General features: G+C 58.2%; 22 protein-coding genes. 12 read left to right on the top strand and 10 right to left on the bottom strand.

Going from position 1 to position 21,461, the window contains the following annotated elements:
* Nucleotides 1–17: 17 nt before the first annotated feature.
* Nucleotides 18–1,187, bottom strand: coding sequence for an aspartate aminotransferase family protein (locus K0P33_RS09940; protein WP_242155058.1), 1,170 nt, complete (start codon nt 1,185–1,187; stop codon nt 18–20).
* A gap of 103 nt (nt 1,188–1,290) precedes the next feature.
* On the opposite strand from K0P33_RS09940, the gene K0P33_RS09935 reads away from it, so the two are divergent.
* Nucleotides 1,291–2,196 carry a LysR family transcriptional regulator gene (locus tag K0P33_RS09935; RefSeq protein ID WP_242155056.1) on the top strand — a complete coding sequence of 302 codons (906 nt, stop codon included), beginning with the start codon at nt 1,291–1,293 and terminating at the stop codon, nt 2,194–2,196.
* Here the strand turns inward: K0P33_RS09935 and K0P33_RS09930 are convergent.
* Together K0P33_RS09930 and fabV are read right to left on the bottom strand one after the other, a co-directional pair.
* On the bottom strand, nt 2,193–2,816 hold the full coding sequence (locus K0P33_RS09930; RefSeq protein ID WP_094952861.1) for an HAD family phosphatase: 624 nt from the start codon (nt 2,814–2,816) through the stop codon (nt 2,193–2,195). The two genes, K0P33_RS09935 and K0P33_RS09930, sit on opposite strands and share 4 nt — an antisense overlap.
* Before the next feature lie 214 nt (nt 2,817–3,030).
* The gene (gene fabV / locus K0P33_RS09925) at nt 3,031–4,224 is read right to left on the bottom strand and encodes an enoyl-ACP reductase FabV (RefSeq protein ID WP_094952862.1); all 1,194 of its coding nucleotides are present in this window, start codon (nt 4,222–4,224) and stop codon (nt 3,031–3,033) included.
* 375 nt (nt 4,225–4,599) lie between these two features.
* On the opposite strand from fabV, the gene K0P33_RS09920 reads away from it, so the two are divergent.
* Together K0P33_RS09920 and ppnN are read left to right on the top strand one after the other, a co-directional pair.
* Complete coding sequence (locus tag K0P33_RS09920) at nt 4,600–5,424, top strand: aspartyl/asparaginyl beta-hydroxylase domain-containing protein (protein ID WP_094952863.1); 825 nt, start codon at nt 4,600–4,602, stop codon at nt 5,422–5,424.
* 149 nt (nt 5,425–5,573) lie between these two features.
* Nucleotides 5,574–6,947 (top strand): nucleotide 5'-monophosphate nucleosidase PpnN, encoded by a 1,374-nt coding sequence (ppnN, locus tag K0P33_RS09915; RefSeq protein ID WP_094952864.1) that lies wholly within the window; start codon nt 5,574–5,576, stop codon nt 6,945–6,947.
* Here ppnN and K0P33_RS09910 read toward each other — a convergent pair whose 3' ends face one another.
* Complete coding sequence (locus K0P33_RS09910; protein WP_094952865.1) at nt 6,948–7,343, bottom strand: RidA family protein; 396 nt, start codon at nt 7,341–7,343, stop codon at nt 6,948–6,950. It abuts the gene before it with no gap.
* Between the two features lie 149 nt (nt 7,344–7,492).
* Here K0P33_RS09910 and K0P33_RS09905 point away from each other — a divergent pair, with 149 nt between their 5' ends.
* From K0P33_RS09905 to K0P33_RS09895, 3 genes are all read left to right on the top strand, one after another.
* Nucleotides 7,493–7,750, top strand: coding sequence for an AbrB/MazE/SpoVT family DNA-binding domain-containing protein (locus tag K0P33_RS09905; RefSeq protein ID WP_242155054.1), 258 nt, complete (start codon nt 7,493–7,495; stop codon nt 7,748–7,750).
* Nucleotides 7,747–8,142: a type II toxin-antitoxin system VapC family toxin gene (locus K0P33_RS09900; RefSeq protein ID WP_094952867.1), complete on the top strand. Its 396-nt coding sequence runs from the start codon at nt 7,747–7,749 to the stop codon at nt 8,140–8,142. The genes K0P33_RS09905 and K0P33_RS09900 overlap by 4 nt, the downstream gene beginning before the upstream one ends.
* Before the next feature lie 71 nt (nt 8,143–8,213).
* Nucleotides 8,214–8,588, top strand: coding sequence for a hypothetical protein (locus K0P33_RS09895; protein ID WP_242155052.1), 375 nt, complete (start codon nt 8,214–8,216; stop codon nt 8,586–8,588).
* Between the two features lie 18 nt (nt 8,589–8,606).
* On the opposite strand, the gene K0P33_RS09890 is transcribed toward K0P33_RS09895, so the two are convergent.
* Together K0P33_RS09890 and K0P33_RS09885 are read right to left on the bottom strand one after the other, a co-directional pair.
* Nucleotides 8,607–8,936 (bottom strand): YXWGXW repeat-containing protein, encoded by a 330-nt coding sequence (locus K0P33_RS09890; RefSeq protein WP_094952869.1) that lies wholly within the window; start codon nt 8,934–8,936, stop codon nt 8,607–8,609.
* 409 nt (nt 8,937–9,345) lie between these two features.
* A complete protein-coding gene (locus tag K0P33_RS09885) occupies nt 9,346–10,245 on the bottom strand; it encodes a DMT family transporter (RefSeq protein WP_094952870.1) in 900 nt (299 codons plus the stop codon).
* A 98-nt stretch (nt 10,246–10,343) separates the two neighbouring features.
* On the opposite strand from K0P33_RS09885, the gene K0P33_RS09880 reads away from it, so the two are divergent.
* A complete protein-coding gene (locus K0P33_RS09880; RefSeq protein ID WP_242155050.1) occupies nt 10,344–11,192 on the top strand; it encodes a LysR substrate-binding domain-containing protein in 849 nt (282 codons plus the stop codon).
* A 4-nt stretch (nt 11,193–11,196) separates the two neighbouring features.
* On the opposite strand, the gene K0P33_RS09875 is transcribed toward K0P33_RS09880, so the two are convergent.
* Nucleotides 11,197–12,093 (bottom strand): LysR family transcriptional regulator, encoded by an 897-nt coding sequence (locus K0P33_RS09875; protein WP_094952872.1) that lies wholly within the window; start codon nt 12,091–12,093, stop codon nt 11,197–11,199.
* An 81-nt stretch (nt 12,094–12,174) separates the two neighbouring features.
* Between K0P33_RS09875 and K0P33_RS09870 the strand changes: the two genes are divergently transcribed.
* Nucleotides 12,175–12,858 carry an NAD(P)-binding domain-containing protein gene (locus K0P33_RS09870; protein WP_277933796.1) on the top strand — a complete coding sequence of 228 codons (684 nt, stop codon included), beginning with the start codon at nt 12,175–12,177 and terminating at the stop codon, nt 12,856–12,858.
* Between the two features lie 66 nt (nt 12,859–12,924).
* Here K0P33_RS09870 and mqo read toward each other — a convergent pair whose 3' ends face one another.
* The gene (gene mqo / locus K0P33_RS09865) at nt 12,925–14,571 is read right to left on the bottom strand and encodes a malate dehydrogenase (quinone) (protein WP_242155046.1); all 1,647 of its coding nucleotides are present in this window, start codon (nt 14,569–14,571) and stop codon (nt 12,925–12,927) included.
* 494 nt (nt 14,572–15,065) lie between these two features.
* On the opposite strand from mqo, the gene K0P33_RS09860 reads away from it, so the two are divergent.
* Nucleotides 15,066–16,253, top strand: a complete 1,188-nt coding sequence (locus tag K0P33_RS09860) for an MFS transporter (protein ID WP_094952875.1) — start codon at nt 15,066–15,068, stop codon at nt 16,251–16,253.
* A gap of 108 nt (nt 16,254–16,361) precedes the next feature.
* On the opposite strand, the gene K0P33_RS09855 is transcribed toward K0P33_RS09860, so the two are convergent.
* Together K0P33_RS09855 and K0P33_RS09850 are read right to left on the bottom strand one after the other, a co-directional pair.
* Complete coding sequence (locus tag K0P33_RS09855) at nt 16,362–16,583, bottom strand: hypothetical protein (protein WP_242155044.1); 222 nt, start codon at nt 16,581–16,583, stop codon at nt 16,362–16,364.
* A 145-nt stretch (nt 16,584–16,728) separates the two neighbouring features.
* On the bottom strand, nt 16,729–17,094 hold the full coding sequence (locus K0P33_RS09850) for a DUF6124 family protein (RefSeq protein WP_242155042.1): 366 nt from the start codon (nt 17,092–17,094) through the stop codon (nt 16,729–16,731).
* Nucleotides 17,095–17,613: 519 nt separating this feature from the next.
* Between K0P33_RS09850 and K0P33_RS09845 the strand changes: the two genes are divergently transcribed.
* The 3 genes from K0P33_RS09845 (at nt 17,614) to K0P33_RS09835 (ending at nt 21,043) form a co-directional block, all read left to right on the top strand.
* Nucleotides 17,614–17,829, top strand: coding sequence for a hypothetical protein (locus tag K0P33_RS09845; protein WP_242155040.1), 216 nt, complete (start codon nt 17,614–17,616; stop codon nt 17,827–17,829).
* Nucleotides 17,830–17,932: 103 nt separating this feature from the next.
* Entirely contained in the window at nt 17,933–19,540 is a 1,608-nt protein-coding gene (locus K0P33_RS09840; RefSeq protein WP_242155038.1) for an SEC-C domain-containing protein, read from the top strand.
* Between the two features lie 126 nt (nt 19,541–19,666).
* On the top strand, nt 19,667–21,043 hold the full coding sequence (locus K0P33_RS09835) for an ion channel (protein WP_242155036.1): 1,377 nt from the start codon (nt 19,667–19,669) through the stop codon (nt 21,041–21,043).
* The last annotated feature ends 418 nt before the right edge of the window (nt 21,044–21,461 follow it).

Below are 21,461 nucleotides of genomic sequence, written 5' to 3'. Positions count from 1 at the left end.
CACATTTTGATCGGGCTTCAATCCAATAAGCGGGTGATGGCCCTTACGATCATCTCCACTTCTTTTGCCTCCAGCGTCAGCGGCGGCAGCAATCGGATGACCTTGCCCCGCGTCACGTTAATCAGCAGCCCATGCTCGTGCGCCGCACGCTGTGCCAAGTCGCGATACGGGCGGGCCAGTTCGATACCAATCATCAAGCCCTGCCCGCGAATCGCCAGCACCTGCGGGTGTTCACTCAACTCCACCCGCAACCGCGCCAGCAGCCGTTCGCCCTGGTGCGCGGCGTTCTGCAGCAAGCCCTGCTCTTCAATAATATCCAGCACCGTGCAACCCACACGGCAGGCCAACGGGTTGCCGCCGAACGTGCTGCCGTGGCTGCCCGGCGTGAACAACTGGGCGACGGCGGCGCGAGCCAGGCAGGCGCCGATGGGCACGCCGTTGCCGAGGCCTTTGGCCAGGGTCATCACGTCCGGGGTGATGCCTTCATGCTGAAACGCAAACCAGGCGCCAGTGCGGCCGATGCCGGTCTGGATTTCATCCAGCATCATCAGCCAGCCGTGGCGCGTGCAGTGATCGCGCAGGGCTTTGAGGTAGCCGGGCGGCGCGGGTAACACGCCACTTTCGCCCTGGATCGGTTCCAGCAGCACGGCCGCAATGCGCGTACCGAATTGTTCAGTGATGACGTCCAGCGCCGCCAGGTCGCCAAACCCGACCTTGAGAAAATCCCCCGGCAAACGCTGGAAGCCCAGGCGCACCGAGGGGCCATCGCTGGCCGCCATGGTGCCGAGGGTGCGCCCGTGAAAAGCGCTTTCCATCACCACCACCAACGGTTCTTCAATACCTTTTTTCCAGCCATACAGCCGTGCCAGTTTCAGCGCCGTCTCGTTGGCTTCGGCGCCGGAGTTGTTGAAGAAGGCGCGGTCCAGGCCCGACAACTGCGTAAGGCGCTGGGCCAGGCGCTGCTGCCAATCAATGCTGTAGAGGTTGGACGTGTGCAGCAGCAGGCCCGCCTGCTCACTGATCGCCGCCACCAGCCTTGGGTGGGAGTGCCCGACATTGGTCACCGCCACACCCGCTACCGCGTCGAGGTATTCACGGCCCTGCTGGTCCCAGAGGCGCGTGCCCAAGCCACGGGTGAAACTCAGGGCCAAAGGTTGATACGTGGTCATCAGGCAGGCGGCGGTCATGGTGGCAGGCTCCAGTGCATCGTTGGGATGGGTGCAGTATCGTTAGCCACCTGAGCTGGATAAACTGCGCATTCCTGCAATGACTTTAAACCAGGGCTTGATAATGGATTTGTTCCAGGCAATGTCGGTGTACGTGCAAGTGGTGGAGACCGGCAGCATGACGGCTGCCGCGCAGGAATGCGGGATGTCGACCACCATGGTCGGCAATCACCTGCGCGCGCTGGAGCAACGCCTGGGCGTCAGCCTGCTCAAGCGCACCACGCGCAAGCAGAGCCTCACCGAGTTTGGAGAGCAGTACTACCAGCGTTGCCTGGAAGTGCTGGGGCTGGTGGCCGACTCCGAGTTACTGGCGGAGCAGATCCACAGCGGAACCCCCAAAGGCAGCCTGCGTATCACCGCACCGCCGGTGTTTGGCACCGAACGCCTCGCACCGGCCCTGAGCGAATTTTCCCAGCGCTACCCACTGATCGACCTGCACGTGATGCTGAGCAATGAGCGGATGAACTTGGTCGACAGCGGCTTCGACGTGGCGATCCGCCTCGGCGAACTGGAAACCTCCAGCCTGATCGCCAGGCCCATGCAGGCCTACACCCTGACCCTCTGCGCATCACCTGCGTACCTGGCGCGACGTGGCACGCCTTCGAAACCCGATGACCTGCGGCAGCACGATTGCCTGGCGTTCGCCTACCCTGCGACCGACAACTGGCGCGACACCGACAAGCTCTGGCGCATGACCGGGGAGGAAGGCGAGGTGGAGGTTCCGGTGGCCGGCTCATTGACCATCAACAGCTCGCAAGGCTTGCGCCAGGCAGCCGTCAACGGCATGGGCATCATCATGCTGGCCGATGCCCTGGTGCAACCGGACCTGGAGAGCGGCAAGCTGGTGGCCTTGCTGACCACCTATCAACTGTCAAGCCGCCCCATGCACCTGCTCTACCGCCAAGACCGTTATCGCTTGCCCAAGCTGCGCGCTTTTGTGGATTTCGCCATGGAGAAGTGGGCGCGCTAGAAGCCCACACCCAACTCGCGCAGGCGCGCCGCTGTACGTTCGGCCGACACATGGTGAATCCCCTGCCAACCGAGGGCGACCGCCGCCTCGATATTGCCGGCGACATCATCAATAAACACCACCTCACTGGCCTGGATATCCGGCAGATGGGCACGCACCTGGCTTAGGCTCGCGTGATAGATCGCCGCATCCGGCTTGATCAGCTTCAGCTCGCCCGACACCACGATGTCGCGAAAACGCTGCAGGAACGGATAGTTGGCCAGCGCATAGGGGAAGGTTTCAGCGGACCAGTTGGTGAGCCCGAACAGCGGCATATCGGCCGCATGCAACGCTTCGAGGATCGCCACGCCTTCCGGCAATGAGCCGCGCAGCATCTCGTGCCAGCGATCGTAATAGGCCTGGATCAAGGGTTGATGTTGCGGGTATTGCTCAATCAGGTGGCGCGTGCCTTCGGCCAGGCGGCGGCCGGCGTCCTGCTCGGTGTTCCAGGCCTGGGTGCAAATGGTGTCGAGAAAGTGTTGCCGCTCAAGATCGTCTGCAATCAGCTTGCGGTACAGGTGGTGCGGGTTCCAGTCGAACAGGACACCGCCGAAATCAAAAACTACTGCACGAATCGTCATCAGATCCTCCGTTAGCGTGGCTTGATAGCCGGTGGAGTCTGGCAGATTGTGAGGGCGGGTGGGAGGGTTCCCAAAAGGAAGGCGTGACGCAAACAAATGTGGGAGCTGGCTTGCCTGCGATAGCAACACTGCGGTGTGACTGACACACCGTGGTGTTGCTATCGCAGGCAAGCCAGCCCCCACATAAACAGCTCTTACATTTTTAGAGCGTGTTTCAGGCGTGGATCAGACCATTGATCTTAACGGTCGGGTTCACATCCGCTTCGTAATCAACACCGTCGATTTCAAAACCGAACAACCGCAGGAACTCAGCCTTGTAACCGGCAAAATCGCTGATCTCGTTAACGTTGTCGTCAGTCACCTGGTTCCACAGCGCCGCCACGGCGTCCTGGACTTTCGGCTCCAGCTCAGCCAGGTCGGCACGCAGGCGGCCGTCGGCATCAAGCTTGGGCTCTTTGCCGTACAGGCTGTCCTTGAACAGGCCGTAGACCTGCTCGATGCAACCTTCGTGAGTGCCCTGCTCTTTCATCACTTTGAACAGCAGCGACAAGTACAGCGGCATGATCGGGATGGCCGAGCTGGCCTGGGTGACGACGGCCTTGAGCACCGACACACGGGCGTCGCCCTTGAGTGCGGCGAGGTTGTCGCGCAGGGTCAGGACTTTTTTGTCCAGGTCTTTCTTGGCTTCGCCGATGGAGCCGTTCCAGTAGATGTCCTGGGTCAGCTTTTCACCGAGGTAGGTGAACGCGGTGGTCTTGGCGCCTTCGGCCAGTACGTCGGCGTCACGCAGGGCGTCGATCCACAGCTGCCAGTCTTCGCCGCCCATGACTTTCACGGTGCCGTCGATTTCTTCCTGGGTGGCAGGCTCAAGCGTGGTGTCGACCACAACGCCTTTGTCGGTGTTGATACCGCGCAGGGTCACGGCCTTGCCGATCGGCTTGAGGGTGGAGGTGTGCACCACGCCTTGCGGGTCGGTACGGCGTGGCGCGGCCAGGCTGTAAACGACCAGGTCGATCTTGCCCAGGTCTTTCTTGATGGTTTCGATGGTCAGGCGCTTGATCTCGTCGGAGAACGCGTCGCCGTTGATGCTCTTGGCGTACAGGCCTTTTTCAACCGCAAACTTCTCGAACGCCGCGCTGTTGTACCAGCCGGCGGAGCTCAGTTTGCCTTCTTCGCCTTCTTTCTCAAAAAACACACCCAGGGTGTCGGCGCCGCAGCCAAACGCTGCACTGATGCGCGCGGCCAGGCCGTAACCGGTGGAGGCGCCGAGGACCAGCACCTTCTTCGGGCCGCCTTCGATAACGCCATTCTTGGTTACGTAGTCGATCTGTTCCTTGACGTTCGCTTCACAGCCAACAGGGTGAGCGGTCACACAGATAAAGCCACGAACCCGCGGTTTGATGATCATAAAATTTCTGCCTCTTCCAAGGTGCCGAAGGCCAATGGTGGCCGTTCAACTTAATCGTACCGGTCTATGACGCCCGAAAAACCGAAGCGTCACGATAGTCGTAAATCTTCTGTTTACAAAATCCAATCGGCGCAGCGCTTTTTGGCGCATGCCTGCTACCGTTCACACACCTACCGAGCTTCCTGCGCAGAATTCTGAGCCCGACCCTAAATATGAAGATTTGTTCAACTTATTCACAATTTAGTAATATTTAAAACGCCTATTCGTCGCTGAACGCCTTATCATGGCAGGGTTGTATCTACATGTTTCTACCCCCCACCACTCGCAGCCACGGATCCGGACCTGTCGAATGGCGTCCAGCTGGAGCTGAGTTTCATGAGCAAGTCTGCCTTACGCAAAAAAGCAGTGTCGGTCGCCTGGGTCATTGGCGTCCTGCTGATTATTTGCCTCTTTCCCCTGACCACCGCGGTATTCCTCGGCCTGGTGCTGGTGTGCGGTGTCTACGACTTCCTGCGTAACGGCCTCTATGACGCCAACACCATCAAGAAGTACTTCATCGGCAGTGGCCGCAACACCTGGATATTGGCACCGTTCAACACCCTGTTTGACCTGTTGAGCCTGCGCAACCGCCATGTCTACACCATGCGCGACCTGCCACCCGCCTGGCGTGAAGACCTGCAGCAGGTCATCGACGATGCCATGGCCAACAAAGATGAAATCATCAGTTACCTGGACGAGCGCATGGCCGAGAAGAAGCGCGGCATGTTGTTCTTCCAGTGGTACGGCCGCCCAATCGAAACCACCTTGGACATCCCGCAACTGCGCAAGAAACTGCCGTTTGTGAAGACCATCGGCGTCTCGGTGTTCAACGAAAACCGCTCGACCTCCTTCCACTTCGGCCCGCTGCGCATGATGTTCCGTGTGCTCTACAACATGGCGCCGGCGCCTCACCACGACGGTGTCTTTATCCAGGTGGGCAAGCACAAGCACTACTGGCACGACGACCCGCTGTTTATCTTCGATGACACGCTGATGCACGCGTCCTTCAACAAAAACGACGCAAAACGTTACTGCCTGTTCATTGATATTGTGCGGCCAACCTTGTTGCCCTCCGTGCTCAACGCCGTGATCGCGGGTTTTGCCGGGTTGGTGTTTACCCTGCGTCGGGTTTTCTACAAAAACTGGAAGCTGATTCAGTAAGTTCTGCGGCATGATGGTGCTGGACGGTGTTTGCGCCCTGCCTGAGAGGCGGCCAAACTACAGTCTCGTGCGACCGAATTCGGCGCTCACCATTTTCAAGCCATCGCCGCCCTGTGCGGGTGCGGTGGCTGCGCCTTCAAGGAATCAGAATGCCCCAACGTCAAGTCATCAATGCCTCCGTCAGCCCCAAGGGCAGCCTCGAAACCCTGTCCCAACGTGAAGTTCAGCAACTGAGTGAAGCCGGCACCGGCAGCATCTACACCCTGTTCCGCCAATGCGCCCTGGCCATCCTCAACACCGGCGCGCATATCGACAACGCCAAGACCATCCTCGACGCCTATCAAGACTTTGAAGTGCGTATCCACCAGCAGGACCGTGGCGTGCGCCTGGAACTGTTGAACGCGCCGGCCGACGCCTTCGTCGATGGCGAAATGATCGCCAGCACCCGCGAGATGCTGTTCAGCGCCCTGCGCGACATCGTCTACACCGAGAATGAGCTGGGCAGCCAGCGCATCGACCTGAGCGACTCCCAAGGCATCACCGACTACGTGTTCCACCTGCTGCGCAACGCCCGTACGTTGCGCCCGGGTGTCGAGCCGAAAATCGTGGTGTGCTGGGGCGGGCACTCGATCAACACCGAAGAATACAAATACACCAAGAAAGTCGGCCACGAACTAGGCCTGCGCAGCCTCGACGTGTGCACCGGTTGCGGCCCTGGCGTGATGAAAGGCCCGATGAAGGGTGCGACCATTTCCCACGCCAAACAGCGTATTACCGGCGGGCGCTACCTGGGCCTGACCGAGCCGGGCATCATCGCGGCCGAAGCGCCGAACCCGATCGTTAACGAACTGGTGATCTTGCCCGACATCGAAAAACGCCTGGAAGCCTTCGTGCGCGTCGGCCACGGCATCATCATCTTCCCGGGCGGTGCCGGCACGGCCGAAGAGTTCCTGTACCTGCTGGGCATCCTGATGCACCCGGACAACCGCGACGTGCCGTTCCCGGTCATCCTCACCGGGCCGAAACACGCCGCGCCGTACCTGCAACAACTGCACGCGTTCGTCGGTGCCACCCTCGGCGAGGCGGCGCAGGCGCACTACCAGATCATCATCGACGACCCGGCTGAAGTCGCGCGCCAGATGACCGTAGGGCTCAAGGCCGTAAAGCAGTTCCGCCGCGAGCGCAACGACGCGTTCCACTTCAACTGGCTGCTGAAAATCGACGAAGGCTTCCAACGCCCGTTCGACCCGACCCACGAAAACATGGCCAGCTTGCAACTGAGCCATGCGCTACCGCCCCATGAACTCGCCGCCAACCTGCGCCGTGCGTTCTCGGGGATCGTCGCGGGCAACGTCAAGGACAAGGGCATTCGCCTGATCGAGCAACACGGCCCGTACGAAATCCACGGCGACCCGGCGATCATGAAACCACTGGACGAGCTGCTGCAGGCGTTTGTCGCCCAGCACCGCATGAAGTTGCCGGGTGGCGCGGCGTATGTGCCGTGTTACCGAGTGGTGCAATAACTAGCGTTGCACCGCCACACATTTGATTTCCACCAGCAACCCGGGGTGTGCCAGTTCGGACACCCCGATGGTCGTCCAGGCGCAATGGCCACGTGGGAACAGGCGGTTTTTCACCTCGCGAAAAACCGCCATGTGCTGGCTCATGTTGACGTGATACGTGGTCATGTCGACCACGTCTTCAAAACCACAACCGCCCTCCTCCAATACCTGCAGCAGGTTCTGCCAGGCGGCGATGAATTGCGCCTCGGGATCTTCTATCACCGCCAGTTCCAGTGTGCGGCCGACCTGCCCTGCGCAGTACAAGGTGTTGCCAACTTTAACGGCGGGCACGTAGCCAGCACGCTCAACGATGGGTTGCATGGCAGCGGGGATGATGAGGCGGCGGCGGTCAGTCATAGCTTGTATCTCTTTGGGGCTGAGGCAGGCGTGCGAGAGCAGACAGTTCGAACTAGGGTTTTACCTGTTCCCACTTACCAGCAGAGCAACCTATGGACCAACGGATCTTGTCCTTCATCAATCCTTACCTTAGGGTAAGGAATATCACGATGGAGATCTTCGCTATGGCCACCGCAACATTGACCTCAAAAGGGCAAATCACCATACCTGTCCAAGTCCGGACAGCACTCGGCCTGGAAACGGGCGATCGGGTTGAATTCGTCGAAACGGAAGATGGCAAATTTTCGATCATCGCGGCGAGCAAAACCGTGCAGGACCTCAAAGGGTTGATCCGCAAGCCTGCCCACGCCGTATCGATTGAAGACATGAACCACGCCATCGCGGCGCAAGGAGCAAAAGCCGGATGATCGGGCTGGATACCAACGTACTGGTGCGCTATGTCACCCAGGATGATCCCATTCAATCACCCAAGGCATCGGCGCTGATCGAATCGCTCACCACGCTGTCACCGGGCTTTGTGAGCCTGGTGTCCGTGCTGGAACTGGTCTGGGTTTTACAAAGCTGCTACCAGTCGGCCAAGAGTGATGTGGTGAATGTTTTGGAAACGCTGTTGCGCACGCGTGAATTGACCGTCGAACATGCCGAAATCATCTGGCAGGCCCTGCGACGATTCACGGCAGGCAAAGCCGATTTCGCCGACTACCTGATAGAACGCTGCGCCCATGCAGCAGGCTGTGAATACACCGCCACCTTTGACCTCAACGCAGCCAAGGCCACCGGAATGAAACGGCTGGCCTGAGCCATGGCATTGCGACGACGTTCAGGCTTTGGTAAAAACCGCGTTCAACCTTGATCGAGAGACAGACTCACGTGCGCACGCTTCTTCTCGCTACCTTGAGCATGGCCTGCACCCTGGCCAGCGCCGACACCATCACCTGGCCGGATCTGCCCCAGAGTTGCTTCGTCAGCGGCCGCTCAGCTACCAGCACGGATGTCGACACAGGCTGTGCGGCGTTTCTGATCAATGTGCAAGGCAAGGCGGCGGGTACGCCGATCAAGCTGGATATCCCCCAGTATGCGATGCATGTGGACGAAGCCACCGGCAAAGAAACGCCGGTGATCATCATCCAGGCGGAAGAGAACGGCGAGGTCAAGGCGGTCGGCTACAAGGAACTGGGCACCGATCAGCTCGGTGCCGCGTTGCTGCGGGAGGTTCGGCTTCTAGGCACCCAGAAGCCGATCTAGACGTTATTTGGTCTGGGCTCAGCGAACCCAGCCACCGCCCTGCCAGTGGTAACCGTCATTGCGCTGCACCCAATGCGGGTGCACATAACGATAGCCTTCGCGCACTTGCTCCCAATGGCCGTGCACCGCGACGTATCGCCCGCCTTCCCAACGCCAGTAACCGCGTGACCAGACATAGCCGTAGCGCGTAGCCGGTTCGACTTCGATCACCTGCACCGGCGGCGGTTGCGGCGCAACGACTTCGACATACTCACGTTGTACCGGCCTGCGGTCATGCACAACGCGCTCTTGCACACACCCGGACGCCGCGACGACTACCGCCGCCAATGCCGCATAACGTAGCCACATACAAAACCCTCGGGCGCTGACGCCCAACACTTGCACCGTAAAAAATGCCCCCTTGTTTCAGCCGCGCTCCTGCTTAGGCTTGGGTTCTTTTTTAACAGGTGATGTCTGTCAGCTTGCTGAACCCGCAGGCCTCAAGAGGCACACGCGACGGTCGGTCGTTTCAGGCGCACCGACAAACATGGGTTGCACCGGCCCGCACTCATACAACACACGCGATTGCACACAACTCAGACGCCGCGACAACTGCCGCCACCAATCCTGCATAACGTAGCCACATACAAAACCCTCGGGCCCCGACGCCCAACGCCTACACCCATCAAAAATGCCCCCTTGTTTGAGCCGCGCTCCTGCTTAGGCTTGGGTTCTTTTTTAGCAGGTGATATCTGTCGGGTTGCTGAACCTGCTGGCCTCAGGAGGCACACGCGACGGTCGGTCGTTTCAGGCGCACCAGCAGCAACCCCGCAACCACCACAGCAATGCCGGCGTAGGTCGACCCTGCGATCACATCGCCAAACATCAGCGCCGCCCACACCAACGTTACCGGCGGCTCCAGATAGACCAGCGCCGCAACATGGGTAGCCGTCATCACCCGTAACAACATCCACAGGCTCAGGTAGGCGACGAATGTAGAGAACAGCGTCAGCCAGACAATCGAGATCAACACGTCAGGGTCGTGGGGAATACTCAGCGTGTCGGTGTAAAGCACCGCAGCGGTAAAGCCGACCAGGGTCAGCAGCGACTGGATAAACAGCGGCAACACCAAGCCTGCGTCCTGGCGGTGCACGGTGCGGCGCTCATACAAGGTCGCCAGTGTCAGCCCCAACGCCGAGGCCAGTGGCAACAGGTACATGACCAGGCCGACGCTTTGGCCGCCGCTGCCATACTGCCCGGCAATCACGATCGACACCCCGCCGAAGCTAATCAACAGCCCGAGCCACTGCCAGCCACCGCTGCGCTCCGCCGCGCTGCCGGTCGACAGTGCCGCTGTCATCAACGGCTGCAGCGCCGCAATGATCGCAGCAATGCCCGGCGGCAAGCCATTCTGGATCGCCACGTACAGGCAACTCAGGTACAGGAACTGCGACAGAAAGCCGATCACGGCGTAATGGCGAACCTGAGCCCATGAAACCTTCAACAACCTCACATTCAAAAACAGCCCCAGGCACACCGAGACCAACAGGAAGCGCCAGAACAGCAGGTTGAACGCCCCGCCGCCTTGGGTACCCAACTTGGCGCCGATATAGCCGGAGCTCCACGACAGAACAAACGCCACCTGCAACAGCAGCCGCTTTAAGGTTGATCGCGTCATGAAGCCTCCCGTCAGTGCACATTGACGCAAAGGCTAAGGGCCGCGCATGCTTCTGTATATTTGAATTAACAGCTCTACTAATCCGTAATAGTGGAATCATGGCCAAACAACTGAATATCGATCTGCTGCGTACCTTCCATGCCGTCGCGCGCTTTCGGCGCTTCAACGAGGCGGCCGAGCATGTGCACCGCAGCGCGTCGACCGTGACCACACAGATTCAAAAGCTCGAAGACCAAATTGGCCAGCGCCTGTTCAGCCGCAGCAACCAAGGCGTTGAACTGACCCTGTACGGCCAGAAGCTTCTGGGCGAAACCACCGAGTTTCTCAAGAGCCACGACCGCCTGCTGATCGCGCTGATGCCACAGCGCATGCAGGGCAAGATTCGCCTGGGCATTCCCGACACCTACGCTCCGGCGTTCATGCAGGCGCTCCTGCCCCGTTTGATCGCCGACAACCCGCTGCTGGAGCTGGAAGTCGAAGCGCGCACCAGCGGTGAACTGCTGAATAGGTTTATGGCCAACCAACTCGACCTGGCCATCACCGTCAGCGCACAACCGCTGGCCCAGGGCGAACGCCTGGGGCCGGTGCAGCCGCTGTGGGTGGCGGCCGAGGGCTTCCGTTGCGCGCCGAATGCGGCGCTGCCGATCACCGTGCCGGTGGCCGGCTGCCCGTACCGTGCGGCGGCGTTGCAGGCGCTGAAGGATCACGGGATTTACCACCGGGTATTGCTGGAGAGCCCCAACTCCACAGCGGTCGAGGCCTGTATCCGCAGCGGCGTGGCGGTCGGGTTGATCGAGGAAAGCCGCATGGGCACCGGCCTGACGCAAGTGATTGCAGGGTTCGAATTACCGCCCTTGCCGGTGCATCATCTGTACCTGCTGTGCGATAGCAGCAATGCACTGGCCCTGCATCTGTATGCGCAGGTTAAACAGGGTTTCCACATGTGAGCCCTCACGCCGGGCCGAAGCGCGCCAGCACCGCCTCGACAAACCGCCGCAACTTGGCGGTTCGCTGCCGGTTGGCGGTGTAGACCAAGTGCATGGGGCGGCTGGGCGCCTCAAATGCCGGCAGCACCTGCACCAACTCGCCCTTGGCCAAGGCCGTGCGCAGAAAGTCTTCGGGGCCCAGCACGATGCCGAAGCCATCCAGTGCCGCCGACATCAACGCCCGGCTTTCATTGATCTGAAGGCGGCTGGCAACCTGCACCCTGTAAGGCGTCGCGCCTTGGTGAAAGACCCATTCGCGGTCCGCCGGGCGTGACCAAAAGGCGTAGCCCAGGCATTCATGCTGCGCAAGGTCCGCCGGACGCTGCGGCGTACCCCGCGCCGCCAGGTAAGCAGGCGCCGCGCACACCACCAGGCGATAAGGCGCCAGTGGCCGGGCCGTCAACCCGGTGGTGGCCAGCGGGCCGATGCGGAACGCCGCTTCATAGCCTTCCTCCACCAAGTCGACGAAACGATCCGTCAGGTGCAGGTCGATTTCCACGTCCGGGTTGTCGCGCAAAAACGCGGTAATCAGCGGCATCAGGCTGTAGGAGCCGAAGGTGACCGGGGCGGTGACTCTCAGCTTGCCGCGCGGCGTGTCATTCATGATCTGGGCGAGCGAATCGGCAGCCTCGGCCTCCGTCAGAATATGTTTGCAGCGCTCGTAGTACGCCTGCCCCAACTCCGTCAGGCTTTGCCGACGCGTGGTGCGGTTGAGCAAACGCGCGCCCAACCGTTGCTCCAGCGCGGCCACATGCTTGGCCACCATTTGCGCAGACATATTCAAGCGCTCGGCGGCGCGGGCGTAGGAGCCCAACTCGGCGGCCATCACAAAGGCATTCATGCTTGAAAGACGGTCCATCATTCCCCACTCCCAGTAACAACACCCACACCAGAACGCTCATTTATCGCCAACTGGTTGCCAATCATCATAACCGCTCGACGACTGACGAGGAGCAAGACCATGAAGATCGGTGTGATTGGAGCAGGTTTTATCGGGCGTGCCGTGGCACAGCTGGCGCTGGCCGCCGGGCATGAAGTGATGTTGAGCAACTCCCGTGGCCCGCAGACCATGAGCAGCGTGCTCAGCGGCATACTCGGCGTGCAGGTGGGCAGTGCTGAAGACGCCGCCAAGTATGGCGACGTGGTGCTGGTGGCCATGCCCCTGGAGCATTACCGCAGCGTGCCCGCGCAATGGCTGGAAGGCAAAACGGTGATGGACGCCAACAATTACTACCCCGACCGCGATGGGCACATCGCCGTGCTGGACCGCTTTGAAACCACCACCAGCCGGCTGCTCGCCGAGCATCTACCGCACGCTCACGTGGTCAAAGTGTTCAATGCGATTTTTGCGCCCGACCTGACGCAACACGCCCGCCCCCACGGCGCGCCAGACCGCCGCGCACTGCCGGTGGCCGCCGATGACGCCGCAGCGAAGGCGCAAGTGATCAAGCTGCTCGACGAACTCGGTTTCGATGCCGTGGACGCCGGCGGGCTGGATGAAAGCTGGCGTTTTGAACGGGCGAAACCTGCGTATTGCGTGCCGCTGGACCAAGCGGGTTTAACGGCGGCGCTGGCAGCCGCCGAACGCACGGTGGAACTGCCGCCGGTCGAACGCTCCCGCGCCTGAATACCACGCACAAAAAAGCCCGCTGACCGTTACCGGTTCAGCGGGCTTTTTTACATCAGGCTTGGCTTACAGCGCCAAGTCAGACGCCGGCTTGCTCGGCTCAGCCGCAGGCTTGGCAGCCTCGGTGGCCTTTGGCGCGGCCATCTGCGGAATCGCAGGCGGTGGCGTCAGTTGCAGGATACCGGCGGTGTAGGCCCATTCCTTGGCAACAGCCTCAGGGCTGTCGTTCAGCTTGGTGCCGTAGCTCGGTACGATCTGGTGCAGTTTGGCCTGCCACTCAGGGGTCGCGACCTTGTCCTTGAACACTTTCTGCAGCACGGTCAGCATGATCGGAGCCGCGGTGGACGCGCCTGGCGATGCACCCAACAGGCCGGCGATGGTGTTGTCGGCGGAGCTGACCACTTCGGTGCCGAGTTTCAGGACGCCGCCCTGCTCTTCGTCACGCTTGATGATCTGCACGCGCTGACCGGCTTGCCACAGGCGCCAGTCGGATTGCTTGGCGTTCGGGAAGTACTCCTGCAGCGCCTTGAAGCGGTCGTCATCCGACAGCATCAGTTGGCCGGCGAGGTACTCAACCAGTGGGTATTCACGAATACCGACTTTGGTCATTGGCCAGATGTTGTGGGTGGTGGTGCTGGTCAGCAGGTCCAGGTACGAGCCTTCTTTGAGGAACTTGGTCGAGAAGGTCGCGAATGGGCCAAACAGAATGACACGCTTGCCATCCAGCACGCGGGTGTCCAGGTGCGGAACCGACATCGGTGGCGCGCCAACCGAAGCCTTACCGTAGGCCTTGGCCATGTGCTGCTCGGCGATGGCCGGGTTATCGGTCACCAGGAACGAACCGCCCACTGGGAAGCCCGCGTATTCCTTGGCTTCAGGAATGCCCGACTTTTGCAGCAAGTGCAGTGCACCGCCGCCGGCGCCGATGAACACGAACTTGGCGTCGGTTTCAGTCTTGGTGCCGTCTTTCAGGTTTTTGTAGCTCACACGCCACGAACCGTCGGCGTTCTTGGTGATGTCCTGCACTTCGCTCGACAGTTTCAAGTCAAACTTCGGCGTGGTTTGCAGGTGGGCGACGAACTGGCGGGTGATCTCGCCGAAGTTCACGTCGGTGCCGATCGGGCTCCAGGTGGCGGCGATCTTCTGCTTCGGATCACGGCCTTCCATCATCAGCGGAACCCATTTGGCGATCTGCGCCGGGTCTTCGGAGTACTGCATGCCAGCGAACAGCGGGCTCGCTTGCAGGGCTTCGTAGCGTTTTTTCAGGAAGTTGATGTTGTCATCGCCCCACACAAAGCTCATGTGCGGTGTGGAGTTGATGAACGAACGTGGGTTCTTCAGCACGCCCTGCTGGACCTGCCAGGACCAGAACTGACGGGAAATCTGGAACGCTTCGTTGATCTCGACCGCTTTCGGGATTTCAACGGTGCCGTCCTTGTTTTCCGGGGTGTAGTTCAGCTCAGCCAGGGCCGAGTGACCGGTACCGGCGTTGTTCCAGCCGTTGGAGCTTTCTTCGGCCACGCCATCCAGGCGCTCGACCATCTCCATCGACCAGTCCGGCTGCAGCTCGTTGAGCCAAACACCCAGGGTCGCACTCATGATGCCGCCGCCGATCAGCAGCACATCGACTTTCTTTGCCTCTTCCGCGTGAACGGACGTGATCCCCATCGACAAAGCCAACCCCAGCAGGGCAGTGTTTACTTTTTTAAACATCAGTAGCACCTATGATAAAACGCCATCCGCCCTACCGCCCCTGAGCATGGGCAACCCTCCATCACGCTGCGTCAGGCAACGCACCGCGGGGTTTGCACATTCACGAGAGAGCCGCAGGGTGGGCACACAAGGCCGACGTATCGACCTCACTGTTTTTGTCCGTTCTGCGCTGACTTCTTATCATTATTGGCTTCAGCTACCTGGGCAACAGCCAACCGCCGGGACGTATACGGATGTACGCACCGGGGAAAGACTAGACCAAGACGGCGCGCAGAATATCACGGCATACAGCCAATATGCGCTGTTTGGCCAATTGACAGCTCTAAATCGCGGGTTTTAACCCGAGCGTGTCAAGCCTGGCAGGCGCGACGTGGGGTCACAGGCGGCTAGATGAAACTGAACTCTGCTGCAAAAGGCTGTTCTAGACACCTTCGCCATTGCTTGCGTAGCATCGGCCGTCTCCTTTCGTGCACACCCTCCACACAGAGTTACCCATGACTATCCAGCAAACACCCGGGCACGTGCTGCCAGCGCGCAGCGCCGCCAAAATGGAAGCTGCCATGGCCGTGGGCGCCTTCGCAATCGGCACCGGCGAATTCGCCATCATGGGTTTAATGCCCGACATCGCCCAGAATTTGAATTTGAGTGAACCGCAAGTCGGCCACGCCATCAGCGCCTACGCCCTGGGCGTGATGGTCGGCGCACCGCTGCTGGCCATCCTCGGCGCCAAGTTACTGCGCAAACACATGCTGCTGTTGCTGATGGGCCTGTACGCCCTGGGCAACCTCGCCACCGCCTTCACCCCGACCTTCGGCTCGCTGATGGCCTTCCGCTTCATCAGCGGCCTGCCCCACGGCGCCTACTTCGGCATCGCCGCCGTCGTCGCCTCGAGCATGGTGCCCAACGACAAACGCGCCGGCGCCGTGGCCCGCGTGATGATGGGCCTTACCCTCGCCATGCTGCTCGGCAACCCCATCGCCACCTTCCTCGGCCAACACCTGGGCTGGCGCTCGGCGTTCGCGCTGGTCAGCGCCATCGCCCTGTGCACCCTCTTCCTCGTCTGGCAATTCGTCCCCGACCGCCACGACGAACCGCGCAGCGACCCACGCAAAGAACTGCGCGCCTTCACCAAACCGCAGGTGTGGATGGCGCTGTCGATTGGCGCAATTGGCTTTGCCGGCATGTTCTGCGTGTTCAGCTACCTTGCCCCGACCATGCTCGAAGTGACCAAAGTCTCGCCACAATGGATCCCCTTCGGCCTCGCCGCGTTTGGCGTCGGCGGCATCATCGGCAACATCGCCGGCGGCAAACTGTTCGACCGCATGCAATTTCGCGCCGTGGGCTGGATTCTGGTGTGGTCGATAGCCGTGCTGCTGTTCTTCCCCTTCGCGGCATCGTCGCTGTGGGGCGTGCTGCTGAGCATGGGCCTGGTCGGCACCATGGTTGCGTTGGCCGCACCGCTGCAAATCCGCCTGATGGACATCGCCCACGAAGCCCCAAGCCTGGCGGCGGCGTCGAACCACGCTGCGTTTAACCTGGCGAACGCGCTGGGGCCTTGGTTTGGGGGGATGGCGATTACGGCGGGTTACGGCTGGACCAGCACCGGCTACATTGGCGCCGCAACAGCGCTGGTCGGCCTGGGCATCTACCTGATTGCCCGCCGCATGAAAGGCGGCCACTGACACTTCTCAGAGCACTACAGTCCTAATGTGGGCACTCTAAATGTGGGAGCGGGCTTGCCCGCGATAGCGGTGGGTCAGTCAACAAATCAATGACTGCCCACCCGCCACTCAATCATCATGCAACAACCCCGCCCCATACTCCCCATAACTACTCCCCAACCCACTGCCGCCAAAACTCATCTTGGCCGCCTTGCTCGGGCTATGGTCCCCAAACGCCCGACATCCCCCCGAAAAACAAGGGTCACCACTCCCGCCCGACGACCCCGTCGAACAAGCGCCCAACAGCAACGTGCCAGCAATCATCACGACTTTAACCAGGTTCGAGATCATGTTTCAGTTCCCTATGGGCTGGAGGCGCGGGGGTCCTCTCTTAAGTGGGAGCGTAGTCCTCAACGGTGCGGGGAATTATGAAACTTTGCTGGGTGACAGGATGGGTTCAGGTTGCCGCCTTGGAGTAAGGCGGCGGGGTTGGATGTCAGGCGGTGGCCGTGCTGGCGGCGGGCGCGACGTGCTCTTGGGCTCGTGCGACGAGTAAAGCGCTTAGGTCGATGAGTTGCTGGATGCCGAGGATGATGGCGCGGTGGGGGTCTTCGAGGTCGAAGGCCAGGGTGGCGGCCATTTGGTTGGCGGAATCGAGGTTTTCGGCGGCGTTGGCTAGGAGGGTTTCGGTGTCGATGTTGGGGCTGACGCGGAAAAGATTGCCGGGCGCGGGTTCAGAGATTGCATCGTCGTCAGATGGCGGCAGGTAATGATAAATAGCGCGCTGAGCCGCAGCGTGAAGCTTGGCATCAATGGGTTCAGCGTTTGAGGCATGAGGCGGATTAGGCGTGACCTTGTACATGGCGAAGCTCCTTTAGAATTCCAGGAACTACCAAACTCACTCCCACATGAGGGTGGCAGCTGTACGCAGGTGTGGAAGACCAGGGCTAAAGGACCCGGCGCACCGAAGTGCCCCGCGCACAGCCGCCATAAGCAATCATACAGACGTAAAAAAACGCCGGTAGGTGTTTATGGGCGATTGAGCGCCTTCAGCTTGGTCGGACTTCCACATCCGGCCGCTGGATTGGCAGCGGCTGGAGGAGGTTAGCTAGGGGTGGTCTGAGGGGCAAGCTGAGAAAAGCGTGGGAAGTTTGTTCCCGAGATCACTCCATACACTGTGAGTCGTCCCGATGATGGATTGGAGCCACTAACTCTACAGCCCATAGAATACGAGCCCTCGAGCGGCTTCTGAAAAACTCAGTACCACTTTCGTACCAACGCTACTCCCACGCACTGACGCCCTCCCCCTTTTTCGCTAGCTTTAGCAATCGCGATAGTTGCGACTGCTATGCTTGATTTTTTTCAGAACGAGTCGCCTACCATGGCTAGCGAGTATTCACTGACAGACGTGCTGGAACGGTTTTACCAAAATCAACTGGCCTTGGAGGCGGCAGTGATGGAGCTGACTCTTTGGGCTGAGCAGCAAAACGCTTTAGAAATGGGTAAGAATGTTCGGGGGGCACTTCACACGGTTGGTGAAAACGCGGGCCATATTAAACAAGGGCTGGCTCGACTGAGAGGGGCTGACCTCACCTAAAAATGGCAGTTATCGGCCAGAGGCTGCCCTTAATCACAGGCAGTATTCGGCCTAAGCGGCAATTTCGTGGCGCGAAGTTTCACCCTCTAGGAAGCCTATACGGATGCGCAACAAGCCTGGCCGAAATGATCCTTGCCCTTGCGGTAGTGGCCGCAAGTTTAAAAAATGTCATGGGTCCATCGATAATCTCGACATAGTGCTGAAGCTGAATGGATCGCGCATGCGCCAAGAGATGCAGATGACACTCGCTCGTCATGAAGCCCAAGAGTTTCAGAGGCGTGAGCAGCAGGGCCTCGGTAGGCCTATCATTTCCGCCGAGTTCCATGATCACAGGATCATAGCCGTCGGTCAGACGATGCATTCCTCACAGAAGTGGAAAACGTTTCACGACTTCCTGAATGACTACCCGAAGATCGTCTTGGGTAAAGAATGGTGGATCTCGGAGGGAAATAAGCCTCCAGAAGAGCGACATCGTATTCTCACCTGGGCGGTCCGCAGCTATGAGCACTCGAAAGCTCATATGGAACGGATGGGGACAGGTGTTCCGCAGCCGATGACGGGGGCTATTGGTGCCTATATGCGTTTCGCATATGACCTTTACAGCCTGAAGCACGCCATCGAGGTCCAAAAGCTGCTTATCGACCGAATTAGATGCCCTGAGAACTTCCCGGGAGCGTTGTACGAAGTACGGGTCGCCGCCGCCCTGCTTCGGGCAGGCTTCAGCCTGCAGCCCCAAGATGAAACTGACAGACGTACCACTCACGTTGAATTCATCGCTACGGACACCAAGTCCGGTGCGATCTACGCTGTTGAGGCCAAGCGACGAGAAGGGGCGCGGATGAAAATCAACAGGCAAATGAATCGCGCTTTAAGCAAAAAGTCGGATCATCCTCGCATTGTCTTCATTGACACAAACGACGGACGCCTGGAACTGGGCAGAGGTCAACCTAATCCTGTAGCGCTTGTGGAGGCTGAAAACCTCTTAAAGCTATATGAGCGGGACCCTATTGGGCAAAAGCTTCCGGAGGCATACGTCATAGTCACCTTCGATCCTGAGGAGCATCACCTTGATGCCATTGATCTGCCTTCCGGAGTGCTGCTATGGGGCTTCCACCTCGAAGATCTTCACCCAGGGCTGAAAAATCTGCTTCAACAGGTCAAAATTAGGCGTCGGCATGCGCCCGTTTTTGCGCTGCTGGAGTCGATGCAAAGGCACCGGCGCATTCCCGCTACGTTCGATGGAGAGGCCGAGTCGTTATCTGGTGGAATTCCCAAGGCACGGCTACAGGTTGGTCATCGAATGGAGGTACAAGGACCTAACGGGACGCAGATCGAGGCGACGCTAGAGAATTGCGTCGTCATGCCGAAGTCGGGAGAGGCATTTTGTGTCGCTTGTAGCGACGATCAACAGCGCTTCATAGTCAAGATTCCGTTGACGGATGATGAACTAAAAGCCCATGCCCAGCACCCTAAGACCTTCTTTGGAGTTATTGATAGGAATGCTGGTCGCTCTTGTCCGAAGACTGACTTGGACTGGTTCGACTTCCTCTGGGAAACATACTCAAGAAGCACAAAAGAGAAACTGATCGAGCTCATGGACCATGCGCCCGACGTTGAACGATTGAAGGAGATGACCCAAGAGGACTTGGCCGATGAATATTGCGTTCGAATGGCAAGCGCAATGCTGGAAGCACATATGGAAAAGATGTAACCCGCTCTCCGGCTCTAGCCCTGCAAAACTCTGGTGCATGAGGACGACGAGTGCAATCAAATAAACCTGCACTTTTATCATTCTATTTGCTGCACTTCGATTTTCATCACAGCATATTGAGGCGCTATGATCTTAGAACCACTAGAAAAACCAGTTATGATTGAAGGGCACGACCTTAAAATATTTAATTATAACTATTACGTATCAGACAGAACCCAGTTCGAAATCCTATCTAGTCGCTGGCACGGCGAGAAAGATCGGCTTACAAAAATAACACATGACATTCAAAAAGATGATCATCTTTGGTGCTCCAGCATAAGAAACTTTAACAACAAGCCTCTTACCGACATATGCGAAGGAAAAGGTGGCTATTCATATGGAAACTCTACAGAAGTAAAAAGCTACAACAGAGACCTAAGAGGCTTAAAAATAACCAACTGGGCGCATACAGAGCATTTTTCAGCATTAAGCTATACCAACTTCAGTTTTTGTCTTTTTTCAAAATGCCAGTTTGTTCAGCAGAAAAGAAAGGACATGTTGTTTTTTCAAAGCAGCATATCTAGCACTAAATTTGAAAACTGCTCATTTAAAAATGGTTGGTTTTTTGAAGGAGACATGAAAGACACAGTTTTTTATGACTGCTATTTTGATGACGTCGTATTTAATATGAATAGCAATGACAAGGAAAAATACGAGCGCATTGTATTCATCAATTGCAATTTTAAAAACTGCGACCTATCAAGGATAAACTTGCGAAGCTGCTGCTTTGTTGGGCACTGCGTCTTTTCAGGCCTGACTATGGACTCAGAAGATATAAAGCACTTTTCTTCTATCGGGGCAGAATTGCTTAAGATTTTCCGCCAATGGGACTGCAATGATTGGCCAAAACGAAAGCACATAAAGTCGGTTAAATACTCTGGCGTAGACAAGCCGATAGTAAACTATTTTGAAAACAATGAAAAACAACCAAACAGCAAGAACCACACGACAACAAAAATAGCCTTTATGGGTCTTATTCGCTTCTACGAGTACACAGCTAATACTTACGACAACCATACACACAGAGATGTATTTGCCCGAGCGCATTACGTTTTAAGTTGGTTAATTGATAATAAGTATGCAGTCGACAAGCCCTTCAAAGGCTTTTTCAGAATGTTTATTGGTAGGCATATCGCCGGTTATGGCGATAGACCATTAACCCCCATCCTGGCATGGTTCATAAACATAGTTATATTTGCGATCCTGCTTAGCGCATCTGGAATAGTTATTAACAATCAAACCGTTACACTCCTGAGCTCTTGGGATTCTGGCGGTTTTAACGAGGCGCTCTCAACATTCCTTAAAGCTTTGTACTTCTCAACGATCACTGCAACAACAGTTGGCTATGGGGACATACAGCCAAGCACAGGTTTGTCCATGCTATTTTGCGCATTAGATGCAGCCATTGGCATATTGCTCTACACCACCTTTACGGTCGTAATGGTACGCAGACTATTTAAATAAATAGAAAACGAGAATGGAATAGACCTGATACATCTTCATATCATGATGATTCCGGGTCTCTTTGCCTTGATTCTTTGAAGCACTAGTCCCCCCTGAAGTATTCGATAGTGGAGTACCGCCAGCCTGCAGTTAGTTTCCAAGCTTAGGCTAGTGGGCTGGCAAAGTCGGATGCTTTTGTCGTTGAGCGGTTTCAAATGCTGTCTGCGGTCCTTTTTACCATCGTCGCGCTTGGACTTCGGATCTGGCTTGATATCAGTAAACATACCTACTCCTGGATTGGCAGTGAAGGAGAGGTTCGAAAGTACCCGCACCCTCAACCGCTCAGCCGAGGCCCCGGAATACAAGGGCTCCAGCGGTGCCAGTTGCGCGAAAGCATTCCCACGCGCATCAGCATGCACCTCAGTACGCGTGCGCATCA

Source organism: Pseudomonas sp. ArH3a (assembly GCF_022648765.1).
In the GTDB taxonomy this organism is placed as follows: Bacteria; Pseudomonadota; Gammaproteobacteria; order Pseudomonadales; family Pseudomonadaceae; genus Aquipseudomonas.
This window is presented reverse-complemented; position numbering and strand designations above follow the sequence as displayed.